Source organism: Oceanobacter sp. 3_MG-2023 (assembly GCF_030688925.1).
GTDB lineage: Bacteria > Pseudomonadota > Gammaproteobacteria > Pseudomonadales > Oceanobacteraceae > Oceanobacter.
Genome location: NZ_JAUYVX010000002.1, coordinates 1 through 23,258, shown reverse-complemented (window position 1 = coordinate 23,258; position 23,258 = coordinate 1). Strand labels below are relative to the sequence as shown.

Sequence of the window (23,258 nt, the reverse complement as noted above, 5' to 3'; positions counted from 1 at the left end):
AGACTGGAAACCAGTCGCCTGTTCCAGTATTCCGTGCGGGGAACTGTTCCACTATAGTGCATAAGCACACAGATGGTGCGGTTACTGGCCGCCACCATACTGCGTTTACAGTGATATGTGACTCAGTTCTCGATCAACCGTTTCCGAGTGCAGCCAGGCCATCTGGATGCTCAGTCATCACCGGAATCAGAATCGTTTGGGGCAGCCGCAGGCAGGTCAGTAATGCCCGGGTCGATATCATCTTCAGGATCAGCGCCAACCGTATCGCCCGGTGGCAAGAACCACTGGTTAAGACGCCGTTTCAATTCCTCCAGTCCATCGCCATTCAGCGATGAAAACATCTGCACGGATACATCTGTTGAGCTGTCACGTACCGCTTGCTGGACCTTTAGCAACGTGCTTTTGGCAGCCCCTCGTTTGAGTTTGTCGGATTTTGTCAGTACCAGATGGAGAGGCATACCGTTATCATTGGCCCATTCCAGCATGCGCTGGTCGTAATCGGTCAGTGGATGACGTATATCCATTAGTAGTACCAGGCCGACCAGCGCTTCGCGTTTTTGCAAATAATTGCCGAGCTCTTTTTGCCAAGCATTTTTGACGCCAATAGGCACCTTGGCATAGCCATAGCCTGGCAAGTCAACCAGGGCCAGCGGCAGTTCACCGAGCTGAAAATAGTTGATCAGCTGGGTTCGACCGGGTGTTTTACTGGTTCGGGCCAGTTTTTTCTGCCCCGTCAGCCGGTTGAGTGCACTGGATTTCCCTGCATTGGAGCGGCCTGCAAAGGCGACTTCACGCGTGATTTCGCCAGGGCATTGGCTCAATGTGGCGGCGCTACGAAGGTAGTTGGTCTTGGTGTAAGTCAATGAATCCTGATTTGGCATAGGGTAAACGTAATGACCGTCCGGTTTTTGATGATATATAATGCTGGGCCTTTGAATGGCGCAGCCAGTCTAGCACAGGGTGTAACATTCCGGGCGGAGTCTCTGATGCACGCCGAGCAGAGTAAAAAATTAGCCTGATATTATAACGACTGATGAGAGAGAACGTCACAATGACCAAACTTCTGACCCTGCTTGCGGTATCAGCTGCCGCCATGTCTGCCAACGTTAACGCATTTGATGCGGAAGCCAAATACAATACCTCTTGTGGAGCGTGCCATGCTCCACAAGTTGCGCCAATGATCGGCTCACCTACCGCTTTTGATGCGGCGGCCTGGGCTCCTCGATTGGAAAAAGGTATGGATACACTGGTAAGCCATGTAACCAACGGTTTTAATGCCATGCCTCCACGCGGACTTTGCATGGATTGTTCCGCAGAAGACTATAAAGCGCTGATTACTTACATGTCGACGCCCAAATAAAGCAGCAGTGACAAACGTCGACTGCGACGACAAGAATTAACTTACTAACTGGATCTGACGATGAAAAACCTGTTGATTAGCCTGATTGTTTCAGCCGGACTGATGTCCGCGGCCCAAGCTGGTGAAGCGGCCTCCGCCTACCAGGGCGATGCCGATGCCGGCAAAGCAAAATCTGCTACCTGTGCTGCTTGCCACGGGGCAGACGGTAACAGCATGGTGCCAACATTCCCCAAACTGGCTGGGCAGGGCAAGGTGTACCTTGCCAAGCAGCTCCAGGATATTCGTGATGGACGTCGTCAGGTGCTTGAAATGACAGCCTTTGTTGCCGGACTGAGCGACAACGACATTGCCGACCTGGCCGCTTACTTCAACTCCCAGGCACCTAGCGGTGGCGGAGCCAAAGAAGAACTGGTTGAACTGGGCGAAAAAATCTACCGCGCTGGCATCGAAGAAAAAGGCGTACCAGCCTGTATGGCGTGCCACGGCCCAAGCGGCAAGGGCATCGAACTGGCAGCTTTCCCCATGCTGTCAGGTCAGCATGAAGCCTATATCTCCAAACAGCTGCATGATTTCAGCTCCGGTGCCCGTACCAACGACGGTGACAGCCGTATGATGCGAGCTACCTCATACCGATTGCACGATTCTGAAATCGAAGCGGTCTCGTCCTATATTCAGGGCCTGCGTTAAGCACGCTAACGAAAAAAAGCGGCTTCGGCCGCTTTTTTTCTGCGCCTGGGTTGGGGAACCACAGCAGGCCATCTGAGCAAAAAACGCCAACGGCGGAATGAATATCCTGCTTTGCCAGACAGTAGTTGAACCTTTGTTCAAAATCGCACCTAATTGGCAAATCTGAATCGCGACTTTAACCCTGACTGGAGATTTCTATGCTTTCGCTGATCAAACAATGGATAGCAGTACCCCTGCTGTTGATTAGCTCACTCACTTTGGCGGCAGAATACGAAGCCGGAGTGCATTACGACGTTTTGGCCGAGCCTGTGCCGGTTATGGCCGATGGCAAAGTACACGTGGAAGAAGCCTTCTGGTATGGCTGCCCACACTGCTTCCACCTGGACAGCTTTCTGGGCAAATGGGAAAGCACCTTGCCTGCAGATGTTGAATTTACCCGCGTTCCTGCCATGTTCGGTCGTGCCTGGGTTGCACACGCGCAGTTGTTCTATGTAGCCGATGTGCTGGGTATTCTCGACCAGGTACACACGCCGATTTTCCGAGCCATCAATCTGGAAAAACAACGCCTGCTGGATAAAGACGACCAACGCGATTTTCTGGTCAAAAACGGCGGCATTACCGCAGCCCAGTTTGACAAGGCGTACGACAACTTTGCCGTCAAATCCCGCATGAGCCAGGGTGACAAACGTATCCGCTCATTCAACATCAGCGGTGTACCGGCATTGATAGTACAAGGTAAATACGTTGTGTCTGCCAGTACTGCCGGTGGCCAGGATAAAATGACATCCGTTGTGGATTATCTGGTCGAAAAAGAACGCAGCGCCAAATAACCGTAACTGATAACAACCCGCGCACCGGCAGAATAGCCGCTGGTGCGCGGTGCTCCCCGATCAACCACCATCACCATGCTTTCTCCTCTGCTTCGCGTGGCCCTCACGCACCAGAACCAGCGCCCGGATACCGGTATTCCAGACGAACCTGACACAGCGAATATAGCGGAGTGTGGTAATCTTTCGCCTTCCAGTTCAGCGCGTCGGATTATCTTCAGGAGTATATGGTATGTGTGGCATTGTCGGAGCAGTAGCCCAGCGGGATGTAGTCGAAATATTGCTGGAAGGCCTGCGTCGTCTCGAATACCGGGGCTATGACTCTGCTGGCGTCGCCATTCTCGACGCCACCCAACCGGCACCGGCACTGACCCGGGTGCGACGACTGGGCAAGGTGCAGGAACTGGCCAATGCCATCGCGGCAACCGGCTTGCCCGGAGGACTGGGCATTGCCCATACACGCTGGGCCACCCACGGCGAACCCTCCGAAGCCAACGCCCATCCTCATATCTCCGGGGATATTGCCGTCGTTCACAACGGCATTATTGAAAACCACGCCAGTCTGCGCCGGGAATTACAAGCCGACGGCTACCACTTTGAATCCCAGACCGATACCGAAGTGATCGCCCACCTGATCGCCCGAGCAGTAACCTCCGGCGAGTCTTTGCTGGCCGCCGTCAAACAGGTACGCCAACGTCTGGAAGGCGCTTACGGCATGGTCGCCGTGAACCGCGCCACTCCCGACCGCATGGTCGTTGCCCGTTCCGGCAGCCCGCTGGTGATTGGTTTCGGGATTGGCGAACACTTCGTCGCTTCCGACCAGCTCGCACTGCTGCCAGTAACCCGCAAATTTGCCTTTCTCGAAGAAGGCGACGTGGCCGAGATCACCCGCCAGAGTGTGCAGATATTCAACATCGACAACGAAGCCGTTGAACGAGAGACCCGCGAAACCTCAGTCGAACACGACGCCGGCGACAAAGGCGAATATCGCCACTACATGCTCAAGGAAATCCACGAGCAGCCCCAAGCCATCGCCAACACCCTCGAAGGACGCCTGCACAACGGCCAGCTCAACCTTGAAGCCCTGGGCGACCTCAGTGGCATCGACAACGTCCAGATCATCGCCTGCGGCACCAGCTACCACGCTGGCGTAACTGCCCGCTACTGGATTGAAGCCCTGGCCGGACTCAGCTGCAACGTCGAAATCGCCTCCGAATTCCGCTATCGCCAGCCCGTCGTCAGACCCAACACCTTGCTGGTAACCATCTCCCAGAGCGGTGAAACGGCAGATACGCTGGCAGCACTGAAACTGGCCAAACAACTGGGGTTTCGCAAAACCCTCTCCATTTGCAATGTACCCGGCTCCTCGCTGGTGCGTGAATCCGATATGGCGCTGATGACCCGCGCCGGTGCCGAAATTGGCGTTGCCTCCACCAAAGCCTTTACCACCCAGCTCACCGCATTGTTACTGCTCACCGCCGGGCTGGCGCAACAACACCCCGATGCCGATGCCATTCAGCAGCGCATCGCCACCGCCCTGGCCCAACTGCCAGGACTGATCCAGCAAGCGCTGAAAATGAACGACCAGATCGAACAACTGGCCGAACGCTTCGCCGACAAACACAACGCCCTGTTCCTTGGCCGTGGCGACCAATACCCCATTGCCATGGAAGGCGCGCTCAAACTCAAGGAAATTTCCTACATCCACGCCGAAGCCTACGCCGCAGGAGAACTCAAACACGGCCCGTTGGCACTGATCGACGCCGAAATGCCCATTGTGGTGGTAGCGCCCCATAACGACCTGGTCGAAAAACTCAAATCCAACATCGAAGAAGTCCGCGCCCGGGGCGGCGAACTCTACGTCTTTGCCGGACAAGCCACCGAAATCACCCCCGCCGACAACATGATCGTACTGTCGATGCCCGCCTGCGACGACCTGATCGCCCCAATTGTCTACACCCTGCCACTGCAACTGCTCAGCTACCACGTGGCCATTATCAAAGGCACCGACGTCGACCAGCCGAGGAACCTGGCCAAAAGCGTGACGGTGGAGTGATAGGGGTGGTGTAGAGGGCACCAACCCGGTACGACAGTCAGCCCTTCGCTGCTTTTCGGAAAATCCCGGGTGCCGAGTGGTTAACGGACAAGCGGTGGGTAAAAACCCAGTAACAGGGAGACGGATTACACATGAACGAATTTACCGCTGAAGAGTTACTGGAGCAGCTGCAACTGCTGGATGAATGCACGCGTATTGAAGCCAAGCGCGGCTCGGACATTGGCAGTTCCGTGATGCAAACTATCTGCGCCTTTGCTAACGAGCCGGGCCTGGGTGGAGGTTACCTGCTGTTAGGGGTATCGGAGCCAGACCAACAGTACGACCGGTTTTATGTGTGCGGTGTCAGCAATACCGATCAGCTGTTAGGGCAGTTGCAAAACAACTGCCGTGAACAGTTTGAGCAGAGTATCCCGGTGTCTGCAGAAGCTGTTCAGCTTGAAGGAAAAACCTTGATTCTGGTCTTTGTGCCCGAGTTGGAGCCAGCAGCCAAACCCAGTACATTCAAGGGTAAATTCGATAGCAAGAACAAGCGCAAAACCGGTGTCTGGCGGCGCGGTCTGAACGGCGATTACGAATGTACCCAGTCCGAGCTGGAACCTTTACTGCTGGCCAAAAGTGGCTTGGGTTTTGAGCAGGTAATTCTGCCTGATGCCGAATGGGATGACCTCGATCCGGATGTAATTGCACTGTATCGCCAGTTGCGTGCGCGTGTGCGTCCTTATGCTGAGGAGTTACAGGCTAACGATCAAGAGATGTTGCGGGCACTGAATCTGGTCAAGAAACAAAACGGCGAGTGGCTGCCGAATGTGGCAGGTTTGTTAATGATGGGAAAACCGTTGGCACTGCGCCGCTTGTTGCCGTCGGTGCGGGTTGATTACGTTCGCAGCAGTGGCGTTCAATGGGTTGAAGACCCGGAACAGCGGTTTCAGACTACACTGGATCTGCGTGAACCCTTGCTGCGTCTGATTCCCAAACTGGAAGCCGCCATTCTGGATGATCTGCCCAAACACTTTCGTCTACCGGAAGGCAGTACCCAGCGCAGTGATCAGCCACTGTTACCGCAAAAGGTTGTTCGGGAAGCCGTAGTAAACGCCCTGATGCATCGGGATTATCAGGTGCAGCAGCCCATTCTGGTGGTGCGCTACAGTAACCGTATCGACATCCGTAACGCAGGATATTCACTCAAACCAGAAGCCATGTTAGGTGAAATGGGTTCAAAGCTGAGAAACCCTGTGATTGCTGCCGTGTTATACGATCTGAGTTTTGCGGAGACCAAAGGCTCCGGGATTCGTACCATGCGTAATCTGCTGCAGCAGGTTGGATTGACAGCTCCGGTATTCTCCAGCCATGTGATTGCCAATGAGTTTCAGGCTACATACCTGCTGCATCACCTGTTGGGTGAAGACCAGCTGGCGTGGCTTAGCCAGTTCAAACAGCTGCAACTGACGAATGATGAAGCCAGAGCCCTGATTCTGGCGAAGGAAACCGGTGCGGTCGATAACGCTGGTCTGCGTGCTGTAACCGGGCTGGATACATTGGCGGCCAGTCAGGTGCTAGGTAGGTTGCATCATCAGCATTGCTTGTTGGTGAAGGGAGGCGCAGGACCAGCAACCTATTATCAGCTGGCTGATTGGACATCTGATGCTGATGAATTGTCTCTATTTGGAAGTCAGGAAGCGGCAAATACAAGTGACCTCGAGGCAAATACAAGTGACCTCGAGGCAAATACAAGTGACCTCGAGGCAAATACAAGTGACCTCGGGGCAAATACAAGTGACCTCGAGGCAAATACAAGTGAGTTGGATCTGGCTGAAGCACTTCAGGGGAAAATCAAACAACTTTCTCCAAAAGCAAGAAAAGACAAACTTTGGCTTATTCTTGTCTGGCTATGTGGCTTGCGTCCCTATAAAGCAGACGAACTGGCTCAGCTACTGAGTCGTGAAGAACGGTCTCTCAAACATAATCACCTGAGAGAACTCAGGGAAAAAGAAGGACTGATTGATTACCGATTCCCCGAGGTAGTGAACCACCCAGAGCAGGCCTATCAGACCACGGCAAAAGGCATTCAGTGGTTAAGGGATCAGGGTATTTCCCTGACAACAGACAATGTTGATGACGGATATTAATCCAGTGCTCACAGGAAAGCCCGGATGCAGCCGCTGACTCTGGTAATCGGCGGGTAACCATTGATAAGGAGGTATTGGCCTGATGAGTGAACAGGAAGACCTGACGTTTGAATTTCGGGATGACTTCAAGCGGGTTGGCATTGCCGATAAGGTGATCACGCTGCTAACGACACCGATTGGAATATCTCCCATGGTGATTGATGGTGACTGGGGTACGGGTAAAACCGAGTTCTGCCAGAAGTTGATTCACAAGTTCAGATCGGAGCACGGAAGGTATCGGCTGGTTTATGTGGATGCGTTTCAGGCAGATCATGCGGATGATCCACTGATGACCGTTCTGGCGGCTGTAGCAGGCGAGGCTCTCGAGGGAGAGGCGAAGAGAACCTTTCTGCAAAAGGCCATTCCTGTGGTTCGTTATGGCCTCCAAACGGCTTTCAAGGCCAGTGTGAGTCATGTGTTAAAGGAAAATGCCGACGATATTGCCGATGGCTTGGAAAAACACCTTCAGGACTCGGCAAACAAGGCCATTGATGCATCGGTGGCTGCCGTTCTGAAGGATCACGAAAAAGCCCAACAGAACCTCAAGGCCCTGCAAGCCACGCTGGCCGACCAGGTTACTGCAGATTCTCCGATTGTCATCTTTATTGACGAGCTGGATCGTTGCCGACCTGACTTTGCTGTACAGATGCTGGAGGTGATCAAACACACCTTTGATGTGGTGAATGTGAAATTTGTGTTGGTGACCAATACCAAACAACTCCGTGCCGCCATCAACCACCGTTATGGGCCTTTGGTGGATGCCCAGCGATACCTCGACAAATTCCTGAAATTCAGTGTCCGATTGCCTGCAGATGTTAGTGGGCGTGTCGGCTATGGTTATGGTGAAAACCGGTTGTTGGCTTCTGTTAAGCATTACTCCAACCTGGTGTCATCCAGTGGGATCTTGGCAGGTACCGGACTGGGTCAAACTGACAAAGAGTACTTTACGTTTGCCAGTGAGTTAATTCAGGTAAATCAGCTGTCACTGAGACAAGTTGAGACTTTTACGAGATATCTTGAGGTTTACCATTCACTTAGTCGGGGATTGGCACCGGATGAAACCGCTGGATTACGGTTGTTAAGACTCTTTGGTGTTTTTGTGTCCTGCTTTAGCCCCGATGTGTATGACAATATTCAATCAGGGTGTACAAACGCTGATGTTATCGCGCCGTTGTTGGGAGTCCCGACACTGCTGCCTGACAATGAGGAGACATACCATTACTCCAGAAAGCTGGCTGTGATCATCGGTTTACAGCTGGTACAGAACAGTGCATTCAACGCCGAGCATTTTATGTTCGAAAGCGAGGATTCTCAGGAATGCTGGAAAAAAGGTTTTGACTACTATTTTGGAAACAGAAGTGTTCTTAGTGATATCTGGCAACCTGTCAAAGAGGTTTTCTCTGTGTTAAGCCTGTCATCCCGGTAGTAAATATGAATTCGGAGTTAAACCAGCAACAAAGGCTTGTTGGAATCAACGATGGAAATTAAATTCTTTCAGTTACGCAACATTGGGCAGCTTCGAGCCGCTGGATATTCTGTTAGCCCCGACAGAAAAACGGTCGTCCAACGTGACGGTTCTGGTTGGTAACAATGGTGCTGGTAAAATCACCATGCTGAATGCGCTGGCTTATGTATTGAGCTGGCTGGTTGCGCGCGCTGGTATCTATCTATATGGATGCTATTCAGGAAGGTGAACTGACACAGGAATTGGTTTCTGCAGGTCAGTCACCGTGCCGAAGCCACGCTCAAGGCCGTTAATCTGGGGTTGGTGAACCCATCAGATAGGCTGTGATGCGTGGCAGGCCTTGATGGTGGTTAGCCCTGCAGCCACTGGGTGGCCTGGTCTTGAGTGGGTACGCCACCTTTGTGTACGACTGTTTCGTCGATAACGACCGCAGGGGTCGACATAACGCCATAAGCCATAATCTGTGGCAGGTCTTCAATTTTCTCAATCTTGACCTCTATTCCCAGCGCCTGGGCGCTGTCTGCCAGCACTTGTACGGTGTTTTTGCATTTGGCACAGCCGGTGCCCAGTACTTTGATGTTTTTCATCGACAACCTCTTTTATAAAAGAAATAACACACTGTTAAAAATCCAGCCAATGACAGTAAAAGACACCAGCAACATAGCGAACAGAATCGCCAGCAAGCGCCACTGCATGACCTGTTTGAGTAATACAAATTCGGGGAAACTGGCAGCCACGGTGCTCATGCAAAACGCCAGGGTTGTGCCAATCGGCAAGCCGTTGGTGATCAGGCTTTCCATCACCGGAATGACGCCGGTGGCGTTGGAATATAATGGAATGCCAACCAGCACGGCGGCAGGCACTGTCCACCATTGGCCAGCGCCGAGGTGCTGTTCGATCCAGCCATCGGGGACAAAACCGTGCAGCGCAGCGCCCAGACCGACACCGATAATCACCCATTTCCAGACTCGGGCAAAAATCTCCAGGGTCTCGGTTTTGGCGAACAGGTGGCGGTCATGGAATGACATGACTTGAACTTCAGCTGAGTTGTCGTTGCCGGTTTGTTGGGCGCGGCCATTTGCCAGCGCTTTGGCAGCAAAGGACTGCAGCCAGCGTTCGGCGCGGATGCTGTCGAGAAACAGCCCGCCGAGCATACCCACAATCATGCCGACCACGACGTAAAGGACGGTGAATTTCCAGCCCAGCAGGCTGAGCAGTAACAGAACCGCGACTTCGTTGATCAGCGGGGAGGTAATCAGAAACGACATGGTAATCCCGACCGGAATACCGGCGGAGGTAAAGCCGAGAAACACGGGAATACTGGAACAGGAGCAGAACGGGGTAATCGCTCCAAAGCCGGAACCCAGCAGATAGCCAATGCCGCGATTTTTGCCCGCCAGATAATCACGCACTTGCTCGACATTCAGCGAGGCGCGTAACAGGGCGATGATGTAAATCAGCACCAGCAAGAGTGCAAAGATCTTGCTGACGTCTTCGACAAAGAAATGTAACGCATCCCCGAGTTTGGTCTCGGGCAGGAAGCCCAGCAGGTCGTAGATCAACCAGCTGGCGAAATCGGTGAATATCTGGAACATCGTGCGCTCTCTTGCGTGTGTCTGTTACTGAAGACGCATGGGCCAGCAAAAGGATGCAGGTTTTTTTTATAACTGTTTATGGTTGATATCTTATGGATCATGCCGCGGTCAGATTGTGGCTTCTGGCTCAAGCCGGATGCCGTCAGTTGGAGGACGACGGCCGACGATGGCTGCAAACCTTGCCCTGTTCATCAAACTGGACATGACAGTGTTCAACCAGCGAGTGACGCAGTCGCTGGCGTGCGCGTAACAGACGGGCCTTGGCTGCCGACAGGCTGATCCCTGCGCTGGTGGCGTAGGATTTCACCGTCTGGTTATTGAGGTCGCAATATTCCAGTATCTCCCTGTCTGTGGTATTCAGACGGGCAAGATTACGGCTCAGACATTCCGAGAGCAGATCGATATCATCCAGCTCCGGGGTCGAGTCCGGCTGTGGTATATCTTCCGGCAACTCGCTCAGTGGATGTTGTCGGCGATGATTATCAATAATGACGTTGCGGGCAACACGAAACATCCAGGCACGGGGCTGTTGTACGGCACAGAACCTGGCACCTTGTTGCAGTGTACGCAGCAGTACTTCTTGCAGCAGGTCTTCTGCGATCGTTTTGTCGGTGACTCGTTGCCGTAAAAAAGCCCTGAGTTCTGCTTCGTGCTGCCGTATTGCCTGTAAAAGACATTCCAATGATGGTTACCCTGTGCAATAAGCCGTGTCAGCGGGGGGGGCGGGCGCTGGCGCGTGTTGTTCCGGGACGGGATATGCTACCACTCGACGATCGTTGGCGTCATCATCCTGCACCCGTGGGTTGTCTTGTCACCTGGGCAGGGACTCTGTGTCTGGGCCGGCTGTTTTGCTTGTTATTTTGTTTGAGAGGTTGTTATGGCACTGGATATTTGGCTAACGTTTTTTACTGCCTGTTGGGTGATCAGTTTTTCTCCTGGCGCCGGGGCAGTGGCGTCGATGTCGAGCGGCTTGCAGTATGGGTTTCGTCACGGTTACTGGAATGTGATTGGGTTACAGCTGGCGCTGGTTGTACAAATCGGGGTGGTAGTGGCTGGCGTTGGTGCGGTGCTGGCGACGTCTGCCTGGGCCTTTGAGTTCATCAAGTGGTTTGGGGTGGGCTATCTGGTCTATCTGGGCTGGCTGCAATGGCACGCCACTCCGGCAAATCTGGATGACGAGGTGGAGCATGCCCGGGACACCCGGCGTGAATCACCAGCCAGACTGGTTCTGAAAGGTTTTTTGGTGAATATGAGTAACCCCAAAGCCATCGTATTTATACTGGCGGTGTTGCCGCAGTTCCTGAATACAGAGGCGGCTTTACCACTTCAGTATGGCGTTATGCTGATCACCATGGTGGCGGTAGATCTGGTGGTGATGGCTATTTACACCGGCCTGGCTGCGAAAGTATTACGTTACTTGCAATCACCGCGTCAGCAGCGTTTGTTAAATCGCAGCTTTGCGGTGATGTTTGTGGGTGCTGCGTCGTTATTATCGACCGTGCATCGGGCCAGTTAATCGTCAGTCCGCGGTATCCAGTGTCGGGTAATCGGTATAACCGGCACTGCCGGGGCTGTAATAGGTGTTGTGGTCCCCTTCGTTCAAGGCGCTGCCGTTGCGTAACCGCTCCACCAGATCCGGGGTAGCAATGTAGTCACGGCCAAAGGCGACAGCATCAACCGTGTTGTCGGCCAGTAATTGGCTGGCGCTATCCGGGCTGAGGTTCATATTGCCAATCCAGGTGCCGTTGAAGCGTTTGCGTAGTTGGGGAGTCAGAGCATCGGTCTGGTTGAGGTCTTCGCGGCTGAAAATAAAAGCAATATCCCGCTGGTTGAGGGCATCAACCAGATAACCAAAAGTGGCTGCCGGGTCGTCATCGCCCATATCCTGGGTGTCGCATCCGGGCGACAAGTGAACCCCTACGCGGCTGGCTCCCCATACTGAAATCAGGGCATCGGTGGCTTCGAGCATAAAGCGGGCGCGGTGCTCAATCGGGCCGCCATAGGCATCGGTGCGCTGGTTGGTACTGGACTGCAGGAACTGATCCGGCAGATAGCCGTTGGCTCCATGTAATTCGACACCATCAAACCCGGCGGCTTTGGCGTTTTGGGCGGCTGTCCGGTAGGCCTCGATAATGGCGGGAATTTCATTGATTTCCAGTGCCCGCGGTACCGGGTAATCGACCTGGGGCCGCAGTAATCGCACGTGGCTGCGCAAGGCGACGGCGCTGGAAGATACCGGCGTTTCACCATTCAAATAATGCGGGTGTGATACCCGTCCGACATGCCACAGCTGGCAAACTATTTTACCGCCTGCTTGATGTACGGCCTCGGTAATGGGTTGCCAGGCCTTGACCTGCTCATCCGACCAGATCCCCGGGGTGTCCGGATAGCCGACCCCCATGGGCAAAATGGCGGTGGCTTCGCTGATGATCAGCCCGGCGCTGGCCCGCTGGCGGTAGTACTCGACCATCAGGGCGTTGGCGATACGGCCTGGTGCTCGACAGCGGGTCAGGGGTGACATAACGATACGGTTGTTGAGTGCCAGATCACCCATCTGGATGGTGTCGAACAGGCTGGACATGGTGTGATGCTCCTGCAAAGTGGAGATGAACAAGCGGTAAATAATAACCGGATAGGACTATGCAATAACCGCCCACAAGAAAACAGGACGGCAGGGGTACTGCGGCAAAAAGGTGTATTCCATTCGGTCAGATGCCGCTTTGTGGCAAATAGTGTGTTCTGTCGTGCTCCGTATCATTCTGCGGTTCATGACCGTGGTGCCGGATTTTCTGCGGTGAAGGCTGCGGTTAATGCGGCTGCAGTGTCGATATCGTGAACCACCCCGGGGTCTGCTACGGCAACCCGGCGAACCTGCTGTTGATGGTGCTGCAGCACCTGCCGAGCGCCATTGTCTGCGGATAACTGCTGCAGCGCTGGCCAATAGTCACGACCAAACACCACCGGGTGACCCGGCTGGCCCTGATAGATCGGCCGCACAATCTGTTTCTCGCTGGCATACGGCAGCAACTGGCGCACCGAGGCGGGTTGCAGCGTCGGCATATCCCCCAGCATCAGGGCGAGGCTGTGTGATTGCTGCCATTGGCCGGATCTCTGAATGACGTCCAGCGCATCGGCGATACTGGCCCCCAGACCTTGTGCGGCATGGGGGGCATGGATGATCTGACAAGCGCCAGGAATCCCCAGCGCTTGGGGTGAGTCTTCCGGCCGAATCACCACCACCAGGTTGGCTAATGCCTGTTGCAGCTGGTGGAGGGTCTCGCCCAGCAAGGTTCTGCCGGTGATGGGCCAGTAGGCCATGCGTTTGTCTTCCGCGCCAAAGCGGCGGGAGTAACCAGCAGCCATGACCACTCCGAGCACGGCCGCTGGGTCAGAGCTGGTCACGGGACTGGCCTTTTTGCACTCGCACCACATCGGCCATCACCGCCAGGGCGATTTCAGCCGGAGTTTTGCTGCCCAGCGCCAAGCCGATGGGCATATGCAAGCGTTCCACCTGTTGGCTGCTCAAGCCACCTGAGCGCATCAGCCGGGCGGCGCGGGCATCAGAGGTGTGGCGGGAACCCATTACCCCAATATAAAAAGCCGGGGTTTTGACCGCCGCCATCATGGCGAGGTCATCAATACGAGGGTCGTGTGTCATCGCCACCACCGCAGTGGCGGCATGACACTGCCCGGCCTGGCGGATAAACGCCGATGGCATACGGGTGTCTAGGATAACCCCCGGCAGCTGAAAACCGAGGCGTTCTTCTTCCCGTGGTTCACAGACAATCACTTCATAACCCAGTGCGACCGCAAATTCAGCGCAGCAATGGGCGACGCTGGATAACCCGGCAATAATCAGGCGCGAGCTTGGGCCGATGTGGAGGCGTATGAGCTGGTCGAGCTGTTGCACCCGGCCGACCATTGCTGGTGGCGGCGTGATACAGCGATGGGTGTCCATAGTTAAGAGGGGAGTTAAGTGGGTGTCCGGAGTTGATTGGGTGTCCGGAATAGGCGTCAGAGTGGGTGGTCGGGCAGCGTCCAGGCACACTTCACGAATGGCTTGATGGCTACCAGACAAACACGCCAGCATCGCCTGAGCATGGGCCAGAGTATGGGGGTTATCGGGTTGCCAGTGTTCGACCAGTACCACCAGGGTGCCACCACAGGGCAACTGGACTTTGGCTTCGGTTCCAGCACTGGCATTAGTCGCGTTGGTATTCGTAGCGCTGGCATGAGCCTGAGCACCGGCACCGTAGGTCAGTACAGTCGCCGGTTGCGTAAACTCACCATCGAACAAACGTTCAAGAAAGTCCTCTTCAACACAACCACCCGATAACGAACCGAGATGCTCGGTCCGTTGGGTGGTATTGATACGGGCTGTCATCATCGCCCCTGGCTCTCGTGGCGACGAGCCAAAGGTTGATAACACGGTACAGAGCCAGACAGGTTCACCGCTGTGTAACCAGTCCAGCGCCTGCGCCACTACCTGTTGATCAAGATACGGCATCACCATGGTATTAAGCGCCGCCTCAGCTGTTGCCGGTACGCAGCTGGCCAGCAATTGGCAAGGTGCGAATACGTTGGCCTGTTGCGGCGAAAATGGCGTTACACAAGGCCGGAGCAATCGGTGGTACGCCAGGTTCACCGGCACCGCCAATAGGCACATCGAGGCGGTCATTCACCGCATGGATGTGAATCTCTTTCGGCACCTGACTGTGGCGAGGCACCAGATAATTGTGGAAATTATCCTGTTGTACCTTGCCGTCACCGGCGGTGATTTGCGTCATCATGGCAATGCCGACCCCCATGGCACAGGCGCCTTCCAGCTGCGAACGAATCCGCTCCGGATTGACCTGTGGGCCACAGTCAAAGGCGATATCGACGCGGTGAATGATGACTTCACCCTGTTCGCTGACCTCAACATCCATCACGACCGCCGCGTACGACATAAAGCTGTGGTGCACCGCCAGCCCCAAGGCGCGGCGTGCCGCAATACGGGTGCCGCCAGGCCAGTTGGCTTTACGGGTTGCGGTTTTGATGACATCGCGGTAGCGGGCAGTATCGATCGGGTAGCGTATCGGGTCTTCACGGTAGTTCCAGGGTTCATTCTGATTGCGCGGGTCAATCTGACGGTCTGGCCCTAACAACTCCAGCAAAAAGTCACGGTGATCCTTACCGGCTTTATGAGCCAGCTCGGCAACAAAGCTCTGGATCGCAAAAGCATGGGGGATGTTATACACCGAGCGGAACCAGCCAATACGCACGTGGGCCATGGCTTCGCCGGTTTCTTGCTGGATCGCCGGAATATCAAACGGCATATTGCGCACACCCATGGCCAGCTCAATATCGGACATGTGGCCGCTATCGGGGCCAAACAGTGACTTGATGCTGGGTGACAACGAGCGATGTAACCAGCCAGTGACCTCGCTCTCTTTGTTAAATGAGGCTTCGAGTCGGTCGACCGATACCGTATGGAAAAAGCTGTGGTGCAAGTCGTCTTCCCGGCTCCACTGCACCCGGACTGGACGGCCGTCCATGATTTGCGACAGGTCGGCGGCTTCAAAAACGAAATCCGGCTTGGCTTTGCGGCCAAAGCCCCCACCCAGCAAGGTGGCGTGTACGGTGACGTTGTCAGCTTCCAGAGACAAACGTTTGGCAAGGCCATCACGGGCCGCTTGCGGGTTTTGAACCGGCCCCCAGGCTTCGACCCGACCGTCCTTGATGTGGGCAATGGCAACAGGTGGTTCCATCGGAGCTTGCGCCATATGCGGCGAATAATAGCTGGCTTCAAAGCGCTGGTCGGCACTGTTCAGTGCTTGCTGGATATCTCCTTGGGTACGGACGACTTTGCCGGGTTTTAATGACTCGGCTTCCATCGCTGCTTTGAAGGCAACGGAGTCGTAAGCGGCATTATCACCGGCGCTGCTGTTGTCCCAGGTGATCATCAGCGCCTTGCGGCCACTGAGTGCCGCCCAGGTGCTGTTTGCGATGACGGCCACACCACCCAATGGCGAAAAGGCCGAAGCGATGCTGGCGGTGGGTAGCTGCACGACTTTGACCACGCCGGGCACCTGTAAGGCGGCGCTATCGTCGACTGATTGGATACTGGCACCGTATACCGGTGGTCGGGCAATCACCGCAAACAGCATGTTGTCGAGGATAACATCGGCACCGTAAATGGCTTTGCCAGAGACAATATCGCGGCCATCAATGGCCATTGGCTGACCGGCTTTTTCCGTAGTGCCCGGTGGCAACTGATCGGGCTGTTTGTTGATGTAGCGCCACTGCTCCCGGGTTTTCAAGCGCAGGAACTGGCGCTCCGGAACCGGCAGCTCAGAGGCCGTGGTTGCCAGCTCACCAAACGACAATGCTCGGCCGCTCGGGGTATGAATTACCTGATGGACGGTGGTCGTGCAGTCGCTGACCGGGACTTGCCAATGTTGTGCGGCGGCCTGTTCCAGCATGGTACGGGAGGCAGCACCACAGCGGCGCAGCGGCTCAAAAAAGTGGCGCATGGAGCGTGAGCCATCGGTGTTCTGGTTGCCGTAACGGGCTTCGTCGGCATCGGCTTGCATAACTTTGACAGAGGACCAGTCAGCGCCCATTTCATCGGCAATTACCATCACCAGACTAGTGCGGATACCCTGACCCATTTCGGCCCGGTGGTTAATGATAGTGACTGAGCCGTCCACAGCGATGCTGATAAACACATTGGGGTTGTCGACCCAGCCATGGGGCATGGCATCGGCACCGTATTTTGGGGCCTCGTCCTCGGCTGCAACGGCCAGATCCCAGCGGGCAGCGAGTACCAGTGCACCAGCGGCTCCCAGACCTTTGAGTAAACCTCGACGACTGACATTGGCGAGCAATAACGGGTCGGTTGTGGTTGAGGTGCTCATGCCTTTACCTCCGTGTATAACGCTGCACGGTGAATGGCCTTGCGAATACGCGGGTAAGTGCCGCAGCGGCAGATATTGCCGTTCATGGCATTGGTGATGTCCTTGTCGGTGGGCTTGGGGTTGGACTTCAGCAAGGCTACCGCACTCATGATCTGACCACACTGGCAGTAGCCACACTGGGCAACGGCTTCGTCCATCCAGGCATCCTGCACTCGTTGGCCAACGGCATCATTTTCCATCGCTTCGATGGTAGTGATGTGTTTGCCCGCCGCGTAGCTGACCGGCGTTGCGCAGGATCGAATCGGGTTGCCATCGAGATGGACGGTGCAAGCGCCACACAGCGCCATGCCACAACCAAACCGTGTGCCTGTCATTTGTAATGTATCGCGCAACACCCAGAGAATCGGCGTATCGGCCGCTACCTCCAGCTGTTGTGGTGTGCCATTGATGGTCAGAGAGATCATGCTGGGTCCCTATACAAGTTCATTAAAAACAGTGAGCTTTACACGCTGGTCAGGCGCCATGGCGAGTCGGACAGAAATGGCATGGAGCAGCTGCGATCGGTATGACGAAGATAGTGATCAAGTGTTCAAAAATGGCCACATATGTCATTTATTGATCTATGTTCGTATAAAACTGTGTGGTTTTTATTGCATAGAGGACGGTTTGATGAACTGTCGTTCGATCACTTTGATTGCAAACCGGGCTATCTGTTAAGAGGATCGAGAGGACTGTGCCTGTATCAAGCATAAGGGCCGGGATACCTGGTGATTGACCAGTACCCCGTCAGTTCACAGGGGTTCAGGCTTCGCTACATTCACCGCAAATGGCAACCGCGATGTGAGCTCGAATGGTGTCGGCACTGCAACCGCTTGCCAGCAGCCAGTGTAATTTGGCAAAGGCCGCTTCCAGCGTCAGGTCGGCACCGCTGATCACCCCAATGCGATTGAGTGTTGCCCCGGTGGCGTAGGTGCCCTGGATCACTCGACCATGCTGGCACTGAGTCAGGTTCAGAATCACCACACCGCGCTGGCTGGCGTCTGCCAGTGCATCGATCAGAGCCTGATTATTGTCGGGGGGATTTCCCATGCCGTAACTGCGCAAGATCACGGCTTTTACCGCCGGACAATCCACAACGGCCTGAACCATCCCGGCGCTGATTCCGGGGTACAGCGTCAGCACCGTAACAGCGTCGGGCTGAAATTCTGGCAGGGACTGTGTTGTTGGCCCTGTTGGTTTGTGGAGCGGTAACGGGGTGGCTGAGGGTGTTATGCCAGAGGTTGATAGCGGTGCTGATACAAGTGCTGATGCCGGAGAAAATTGACAGCCGGTGCTGGTACCCTGGTTCTCGTTATCGCTACAAGAGACGGTGCCCAGCCAGGGATAATTGGGGGAATCAAAGGCCGCCATGGCGGTGGCGCTGACCTTTACACTGCGGTTGCCCCGTAAAATCCGGCCATGGAAACAAATATAAACCTCCGGCAAGGCATCCGAGGCGGCCAGTAACAGACTGTGGCAGAGGTTATCCACGCCGTCGCTATCGGTTTCAACCAAAGGAATCTGAGAGCCGGTAATAACCACCGGTTTGTTGATGGCATCCAGCATAAACGACAGGGCAGAGGCGGTATAAGCCATGGTGTCGGTGCCGTGCAAGATTACAAAACCGTCGTATTGCTGCCAGTGTTGTTGCAGCGGCCGAGCGATCCGGAGCCAGTCGGCTGGCGTCAGATTGGCGCTGTCGATCAGGGTGTCCAGTTCCAGTACGTCATAGAGTGGTAATGCCGGATAACAATGGGCAGGCAGGTATTGCCCCAGTTGGTCGCCAAAGCCTGTGACCGGGTGGTAACCCTGTTCCCCCAGCGCCATGCCAATGGTGCCGCCGGTATATATAATGAGCAGGCGTTTGTTCATCGTGAACTCTCGTCAGTGGTGATCTGGCGGCTCTGGTGTTGCTGTTGTGCTGCGGTAATTTGCGACATATTCACTTCGATCCAGTCGGCCAGCGTGGCCACCAGGCGTGCGATTTCTTCGCCGCTGGTTGTCAGGCTGTATTCTACATGAGGCGGTACCACCGGATAGGCAATCCGTTCAATAAAGCCATCCTGCTCCAGTGCCTGCAGGCTCTGGGCCAGCATTTTTTCACTGACGCCCCCGATGCGTTTGCGGAGTTCACTGAACCGGTGTGTTCCATCACGCAGGGAGATCAGTATCAACACCCCCCAGCGGCTACACACGTGTTTGAGTACATCCCTTGACGGGCAAGGGCTGGCGAACAGGTTGCCGGTTCTTAACTGTTCGGTAAGGGGGAGGTCCTGGTCGATAGAGGTGCTCGATTCTGTCTTTGTCATGATGTATTTCCATACTTACCTTTTTGTTGGTACTTACTTAAAGTTAGCATTGGGGCTAGCCTGTTGTCACTCGATGAATAATCGCCAACTAAAAAAGAGGAATAATCATGATTGTTGTAACAGGTGCATCCGGCCAGCTGGGCCGTCTGGTGATCGACGCATTGCTGCAAACACTGCCTGCGGCAGAGATTGTGGCGGCGGTACGCAACCCTGAAAAAGTGGCCGACCTGGCAGCTCTGGGGGTGGTCGTGAAAGCGGCAGATTATAGCCAGCCAGCGGCACTGACAGCGGCGTTTGAAGGTGCTGACAAGGTACTGCTGATTTCTTCCAGCGAAGTGGGGCAGCGTTTCCCCCAGCACCAGAATGTGATTGCTGCTGCACAGGCGGCAGGGGTTGGATTACTGGCGTACACCAGTATTCTGCATGCTGCCGAGTCACCGTTACCGCTGGCTCTGGAGCACCAGCAGACCGAGCAGGCGTTGGCCGAGTCCAATGTGCCGTATGTGTTACTGCGTAATGGCTGGTACACCGAAAACTATACCGCCAGCGTGCCGACGGCACTGGAGCACGGCGCAGTTTTCGGGTGTGCCGGGGAGGGGCGTATTGCCTCGGCAGCACGAGCGGATTACGCCGCTGCTGCCGCTGCTGTGTTGACATCCGCTGCGTCGCAGGCAGGCAAGGTCTATGAATTGGCGGGTGATGATGCCTACACGCTGACCACGCTGGCGAGTGAGATTGCAACCCAGACTGGTAAGACCATTGTGTATCAGAATATGCCCGAAGCCGATTACGCTGCGGCCCTGATGGGGGCTGGTCTGCCCGATTATATCGCGACCCTGCTGGCGGAGTCGGATACCGGCGCATCAAAAGGCGGGTTGTTTGATGACAGCAAAACCCTGAGTCAACTGATTGGACGTCCGACCACACCGTTGGCAGAGATGGTCAAGGTAGCATTGGCTGTGTAGTCGGCCTTGCGTTGTCACGTTCTGGCGTGGCAACACGGGCTGTACCTGGGGTTACTGGAATACCGCAACAGCCATAAAGCCTGCCAACCGCAGAGGACAGGGCCTCTGCGGTTGCGCTGCTCTCACGGGAGCATGAGGGATCGCTGACGGGCCAGGCTGCTGCTGCGTTGCAGCAAGGTGGATGCCGAGCTGGTACTGTCGGTGCTGGTGCTGGTCACGGTCGGAGCCTGAATCGATACCGTCATGGCCAGTCCGCTCACCGGGCTATCACTCACGGTCACGGTTTCCGGGTTGTTGAGGGTTGGATAGGCACCACAGGTTTCGCCATCGGTACAAATAACGTAGTCGACATCCACATCCGAACCGGCGTACAGCAGATAATCCCCTGCGCTGACGTTGGCCGAGAAACTGCCATCGCTGTTGGTGATGGCTTCTTCGATCACCTCGCCGCTGCTGTCGAGAAACAGCACGTATTGAATGGTCAGCTCGCCATCCCCGGTGACGGTACCAACGGTCATATTGGCCGTTAACGTCGTACTGCTGCCGGTATCGCTGGTGATGGTGATCTTGTCGGTGTAGTAGCCGTCGGCGAGGTCTGTGCGTGTTACGCTCACCAGGTAACTGCCAAAGCCCTGGTCATCAACACTGTCCGGAGTCACGGTCAGCCAGCTGCTGGTGGCGCTGACGCTGGTGATATTGGGTTCGCCACCACCAACATTGGACAGGGTAAAGCTGGCGCTGTCGTCCGTACCAATCACCAGTACTGACGGGCTGGTCTGCAGCAAGGCCGGGAGCGAGACGACGCCATTGTTGGCCAGTTCCCAGGCGGCGTTGACGGCTTTCAGGGCATTGATGCGGCCATAACCAAAGTAGTTGTCGTGGCCACTGTCACCAAGGTCATCACTGATACTGCCGCTGCTGATCAGGGTATCGAGCGTGTCAGGGCTCAAATCCGGATAAACAGCTTTCATCAGGGCGATCACACCCGCAACGTGTGGGGTCGCCATGGAAGTACCGTTGTAATAACCGTAGCTGCTTCGGCGGCTGCCAGTGCTGTCGTTGACCAGAGTGCTGAGGATACCGTCCTGGTAGCCGTCGTTGTTGAGGTCCTGATTAATGTTACCGCCAGGTGCCGCGAGGTCGAGGTGGCTGCCATAATTGGAATAATAGGTAATGTCATCGTCGGCATTGGTGGCACCGACAGCGATCACATTGTCGTAACCGGCGGGGTAGCTCACACTGGAGCTGCCATCATTGCCCGAGGCGGCCACAATAATAACGCCAGCATCATGAATGGTGGTGATGGCGCTTTGCTCTGCCACTGAATAACTGCTGCCACCAAGGCTGAGATTGATAATATCGGCGGTCTGGTCTGGCACGGTGCCGCTGTCGTTACTGAGCCCGGCGGCGTAATACATCCCTTGCAGAATATCGTAGCTGGTACCGCCTTCAAGGCCCAGTGCCCGGATCGGCATGACCTTGGCATCCCAGGCAATACCGGCGACACCGAGGTCGTTATTGGTCGCTGCGGCCAGCGTACCGGCGACATGAGTGCCGTGCCAGGAGCTGAACCCGGTGGTGGTGCTATCGCCGGGATCATCCGGGTCGTTGTCGATGCCATCGCCGTCGTTCGAATTGCTGCTTGAGGAAATAAAATCGTAGCCGTCGCTGGTCAGCTGATCGCTCAGATCGCTGTGACTGAGATAGACGCCGGTATCCACGACGGCAACAATCACATCGATGCCATCGCTGCGTTCGCCAGTGGTCAGCTCCCATGCCAGCGGCAGGTCGATGGCGGTGTAGTGCCATTGTTCGTTGTAGCGAGGGTCGGTTGGCGTCGCGAAGGCGGTGCGCCAGTAATTCGGCTCGGCCAGTAAGACATCATCCTGTTCAGCGACCTGTTTGACCGCCATCAGAGTGGCAAATTTTTCCTGGTAGTTGCCACTTTCGGCCGGGTGCTGCGAAGCGTTGGCTGCGAGAGTCATAACGCTGCTGTCGGAAGCATCAAAATTCATCAGCGCCGGACGTTGCTTGCCCTCGGTGCTGGTCGACAAGGTCTTGAGGCCACTGCTGGGCAGTTTGTTGCTGATCAGGTTGCTGGCGGAAAGCTGGCTGTCTGGCTGCATCTGGATCAGCATCTGGCCACTGACAAAATCATTACCGATGGCGGTGCTGGCTCCGGTCGACGTCGACGAAGTGGCTATCGACATCACATATTTACTGGTGCCGGAATAGGCATACACACGAATATAGTAGTCGCCGCTTTCGGGTACCGTCAGGGTCTCGTAGGTTGATGTTGTGATGGAGGAGGCAACGTTATCGCCGTTTTCATCAATCAGCTGGAGGTCCACATCCCCGTTGTAGTAGGCACTGTCGTTGCTGTTGTCATCGACCACATGGACAACAATACGCTGGCCGGCTTGCAGGCTGACGCTGTAATAGTCGTTCTGGTCGCCGCTGTTACTGAAACGCTCCAGTGAAGACTCTCCCGATACCGCGCCACGGGTCCCATAACGGGTAACAAAGCCATGGACTGTCACCAGGTTGGTGATGGCCTGTGCAGTCTCGAGCGAATTATTGCTGCTGTAATCGGCGTAGATATCGTTGATGTCACTATCGACCGCCGTATTGCTGGCAGCGCTGACGGTACCGCTGACCGAATAGGTGGCTGTCCCTGTATCTGTTCCTGTGTCTGTTCCTGTGTCAGTACTCGTTGTGCTGTCTTCACTGATACCGCAGCCCGGCAGGGAACCGATGGCAGCGACCAGCGTGATCAAATAAAGGGATAAACGTCGGGGCTGCATAACTTTCTCCGGGTGGTGCGTTGGCTGGTGATTGGGCAACAGGTCGGGCGTGAACGCTGGGATCGGGATATCAAGTCATCAAGCATA

The 23,258-nt window shown here is 55.3% G+C and carries 21 protein-coding genes; 9 read left to right on the top strand and 12 right to left on the bottom strand.

The annotated features are described in order from the left end of the window. Positions 1–170: 170 nt before the first annotated feature. Positions 171–881 carry a ribosome biogenesis GTP-binding protein YihA/YsxC gene (gene yihA, locus Q8W32_RS02015; protein WP_303431085.1) on the bottom strand — a complete coding sequence of 237 codons (711 nt, stop codon included), beginning with the start codon at positions 879–881 and terminating at the stop codon, positions 171–173. A gap of 170 nt (positions 882–1,051) precedes the next feature. Between yihA and Q8W32_RS02010 the strand changes: the two genes are divergently transcribed. The 7 genes from Q8W32_RS02010 to Q8W32_RS16560 all read left to right on the top strand — a co-directional run bounded on the left by Q8W32_RS02010 (position 1,052) and on the right by Q8W32_RS16560 (position 8,789). After that, entirely contained in the window at positions 1,052–1,360 is a 309-nt protein-coding gene (locus Q8W32_RS02010; RefSeq protein ID WP_303431084.1) for a cytochrome c5 family protein, read from the top strand. Positions 1,361–1,420: 60 nt separating this feature from the next. Then, positions 1,421–2,047 (top strand): cytochrome c, encoded by a 627-nt coding sequence (locus Q8W32_RS02005; protein WP_303431083.1) that lies wholly within the window; start codon positions 1,421–1,423, stop codon positions 2,045–2,047. Between the two features lie 197 nt (positions 2,048–2,244). Beyond that, positions 2,245–2,877, top strand: a complete 633-nt coding sequence (locus Q8W32_RS02000) for a thiol:disulfide interchange protein DsbA/DsbL (protein WP_303431082.1) — start codon at positions 2,245–2,247, stop codon at positions 2,875–2,877. 229 nt (positions 2,878–3,106) lie between these two features. Then, positions 3,107–4,930 carry a glutamine--fructose-6-phosphate transaminase (isomerizing) gene (glmS, locus tag Q8W32_RS01995; protein ID WP_305413458.1) on the top strand — a complete coding sequence of 608 codons (1,824 nt, stop codon included), beginning with the start codon at positions 3,107–3,109 and terminating at the stop codon, positions 4,928–4,930. Between the two features lie 131 nt (positions 4,931–5,061). Further along, positions 5,062–7,056 (top strand): RNA-binding domain-containing protein, encoded by a 1,995-nt coding sequence (locus Q8W32_RS01990; protein ID WP_305413456.1) that lies wholly within the window; start codon positions 5,062–5,064, stop codon positions 7,054–7,056. An 82-nt stretch (positions 7,057–7,138) separates the two neighbouring features. After that, complete coding sequence (locus Q8W32_RS01985) at positions 7,139–8,521, top strand: P-loop NTPase fold protein (RefSeq protein ID WP_305413453.1); 1,383 nt, start codon at positions 7,139–7,141, stop codon at positions 8,519–8,521. Positions 8,522–8,603: 82 nt separating this feature from the next. After that, on the top strand, positions 8,604–8,789 hold the full coding sequence (locus tag Q8W32_RS16560) for an ATP-binding protein (RefSeq protein WP_370693315.1): 186 nt from the start codon (positions 8,604–8,606) through the stop codon (positions 8,787–8,789). A gap of 121 nt (positions 8,790–8,910) precedes the next feature. Here Q8W32_RS16560 and Q8W32_RS01980 read toward each other — a convergent pair whose 3' ends face one another. The 3 genes from Q8W32_RS01980 to Q8W32_RS01970 form a co-directional block, all read right to left on the bottom strand. Further along, positions 8,911–9,147 carry a thioredoxin family protein gene (locus Q8W32_RS01980; RefSeq protein ID WP_303431079.1) on the bottom strand — a complete coding sequence of 79 codons (237 nt, stop codon included), beginning with the start codon at positions 9,145–9,147 and terminating at the stop codon, positions 8,911–8,913. A gap of 12 nt (positions 9,148–9,159) precedes the next feature. After that, positions 9,160–10,155 carry a permease gene (locus Q8W32_RS01975; protein WP_303431078.1) on the bottom strand — a complete coding sequence of 332 codons (996 nt, stop codon included), beginning with the start codon at positions 10,153–10,155 and terminating at the stop codon, positions 9,160–9,162. A gap of 142 nt (positions 10,156–10,297) precedes the next feature. After that, complete coding sequence (locus Q8W32_RS01970) at positions 10,298–10,837, bottom strand: sigma-70 family RNA polymerase sigma factor (protein WP_305413451.1); 540 nt, start codon at positions 10,835–10,837, stop codon at positions 10,298–10,300. Between the two features lie 195 nt (positions 10,838–11,032). On the opposite strand from Q8W32_RS01970, the gene Q8W32_RS01965 reads away from it, so the two are divergent. Then, positions 11,033–11,671 carry a LysE family transporter gene (locus Q8W32_RS01965; RefSeq protein ID WP_305413449.1) on the top strand — a complete coding sequence of 213 codons (639 nt, stop codon included), beginning with the start codon at positions 11,033–11,035 and terminating at the stop codon, positions 11,669–11,671. A 3-nt stretch (positions 11,672–11,674) separates the two neighbouring features. Here Q8W32_RS01965 and Q8W32_RS01960 read toward each other — a convergent pair whose 3' ends face one another. From Q8W32_RS01960 to Q8W32_RS01930, 7 genes are all read right to left on the bottom strand, one after another. After that, positions 11,675–12,736 carry an alkene reductase gene (locus Q8W32_RS01960; protein ID WP_305413447.1) on the bottom strand — a complete coding sequence of 354 codons (1,062 nt, stop codon included), beginning with the start codon at positions 12,734–12,736 and terminating at the stop codon, positions 11,675–11,677. Between the two features lie 185 nt (positions 12,737–12,921). Next, positions 12,922–13,557, bottom strand: a complete 636-nt coding sequence (locus Q8W32_RS01955; protein ID WP_305413445.1) for a nucleotidyltransferase family protein — start codon at positions 13,555–13,557, stop codon at positions 12,922–12,924. Further along, the gene (locus Q8W32_RS01950) at positions 13,544–14,668 is read right to left on the bottom strand and encodes an XdhC family protein (RefSeq protein ID WP_370693665.1); all 1,125 of its coding nucleotides are present in this window, start codon (positions 14,666–14,668) and stop codon (positions 13,544–13,546) included. The genes Q8W32_RS01955 and Q8W32_RS01950 overlap by 14 nt, the downstream gene beginning before the upstream one ends. 16 nt (positions 14,669–14,684) lie before the next feature. Beyond that, a complete protein-coding gene (locus tag Q8W32_RS01945; protein ID WP_305413443.1) occupies positions 14,685–17,054 on the bottom strand; it encodes a xanthine dehydrogenase family protein molybdopterin-binding subunit in 2,370 nt (789 codons plus the stop codon). Next, positions 17,051–17,518 (bottom strand): (2Fe-2S)-binding protein, encoded by a 468-nt coding sequence (locus Q8W32_RS01940; protein WP_303431070.1) that lies wholly within the window; start codon positions 17,516–17,518, stop codon positions 17,051–17,053. The genes Q8W32_RS01945 and Q8W32_RS01940 overlap by 4 nt, the downstream gene beginning before the upstream one ends. Positions 17,519–17,855: 337 nt before the next feature. Continuing rightward, positions 17,856–18,965, bottom strand: coding sequence for an asparaginase domain-containing protein (locus tag Q8W32_RS01935; RefSeq protein WP_305413442.1), 1,110 nt, complete (start codon positions 18,963–18,965; stop codon positions 17,856–17,858). Beyond that, positions 18,962–19,402: a helix-turn-helix domain-containing protein gene (locus Q8W32_RS01930; protein WP_305413441.1), complete on the bottom strand. Its 441-nt coding sequence runs from the start codon at positions 19,400–19,402 to the stop codon at positions 18,962–18,964. Before Q8W32_RS01930 ends, Q8W32_RS01935 begins: the two co-directional genes overlap by 4 nt. A 107-nt stretch (positions 19,403–19,509) precedes the next feature. Between Q8W32_RS01930 and Q8W32_RS01925 the strand changes: the two genes are divergently transcribed. Beyond that, positions 19,510–20,367: an SDR family oxidoreductase gene (locus Q8W32_RS01925; RefSeq protein ID WP_305413440.1), complete on the top strand. Its 858-nt coding sequence runs from the start codon at positions 19,510–19,512 to the stop codon at positions 20,365–20,367. A gap of 122 nt (positions 20,368–20,489) precedes the next feature. On the opposite strand, the gene Q8W32_RS01920 is transcribed toward Q8W32_RS01925, so the two are convergent. Then, complete coding sequence (locus Q8W32_RS01920; protein WP_305413438.1) at positions 20,490–23,171, bottom strand: S8 family serine peptidase; 2,682 nt, start codon at positions 23,169–23,171, stop codon at positions 20,490–20,492. Positions 23,172–23,258: the final 87 nt, after the last annotated feature.

Excerpts from the sequence above, each read along its gene's own strand:
- Q8W32_RS01975 (WP_303431078.1), bottom strand. The coding sequence starts at position 10,155 with ATGTTCCAGATATTCACCGATTTCGCCAGCTGGTTGATCTACGACCTG.
- Q8W32_RS01985 (WP_305413453.1), top strand. The coding sequence starts at position 7,139 with ATGAGTGAACAGGAAGACCTGACGTTTGAATTTCGGGATGACTTCAAG.
- Q8W32_RS01950 (WP_370693665.1), bottom strand. The coding sequence starts at position 14,668 with ATGGTGATGCCGTATCTTGATCAACAGGTAGTGGCGCAGGCGCTGGAC.
- yihA (WP_303431085.1), bottom strand. The coding sequence starts at position 881 with ATGCCAAATCAGGATTCATTGACTTACACCAAGACCAACTACCTTCGT.
- Q8W32_RS02005 (WP_303431083.1), top strand. The coding sequence starts at position 1,421 with ATGAAAAACCTGTTGATTAGCCTGATTGTTTCAGCCGGACTGATGTCC.
- Q8W32_RS01935 (WP_305413442.1), bottom strand. The coding sequence starts at position 18,965 with ATGAACAAACGCCTGCTCATTATATATACCGGCGGCACCATTGGCATG.
- Q8W32_RS02010 (WP_303431084.1), top strand. The coding sequence starts at position 1,052 with ATGACCAAACTTCTGACCCTGCTTGCGGTATCAGCTGCCGCCATGTCT.
- Q8W32_RS01965 (WP_305413449.1), top strand. The coding sequence starts at position 11,033 with ATGGCACTGGATATTTGGCTAACGTTTTTTACTGCCTGTTGGGTGATC.
- Q8W32_RS01925 (WP_305413440.1), top strand. The coding sequence starts at position 19,510 with ATGATTGTTGTAACAGGTGCATCCGGCCAGCTGGGCCGTCTGGTGATC.
- Q8W32_RS01930 (WP_305413441.1), bottom strand. The coding sequence starts at position 19,402 with ATGACAAAGACAGAATCGAGCACCTCTATCGACCAGGACCTCCCCCTT.
- Q8W32_RS01980 (WP_303431079.1), bottom strand. The coding sequence starts at position 9,147 with ATGAAAAACATCAAAGTACTGGGCACCGGCTGTGCCAAATGCAAAAAC.
- Q8W32_RS02000 (WP_303431082.1), top strand. The coding sequence starts at position 2,245 with ATGCTTTCGCTGATCAAACAATGGATAGCAGTACCCCTGCTGTTGATT.
- glmS (WP_305413458.1), top strand. The coding sequence starts at position 3,107 with ATGTGTGGCATTGTCGGAGCAGTAGCCCAGCGGGATGTAGTCGAAATA.
- Q8W32_RS01920 (WP_305413438.1), bottom strand. The coding sequence starts at position 23,171 with ATGCAGCCCCGACGTTTATCCCTTTATTTGATCACGCTGGTCGCTGCC.
- Q8W32_RS01945 (WP_305413443.1), bottom strand. The coding sequence starts at position 17,054 with ATGAGCACCTCAACCACAACCGACCCGTTATTGCTCGCCAATGTCAGT.
- Q8W32_RS01990 (WP_305413456.1), top strand. The coding sequence starts at position 5,062 with ATGAACGAATTTACCGCTGAAGAGTTACTGGAGCAGCTGCAACTGCTG.
- Q8W32_RS01960 (WP_305413447.1), bottom strand. The coding sequence starts at position 12,736 with ATGTCCAGCCTGTTCGACACCATCCAGATGGGTGATCTGGCACTCAAC.
- Q8W32_RS01940 (WP_303431070.1), bottom strand. The coding sequence starts at position 17,518 with ATGATCTCTCTGACCATCAATGGCACACCACAACAGCTGGAGGTAGCG.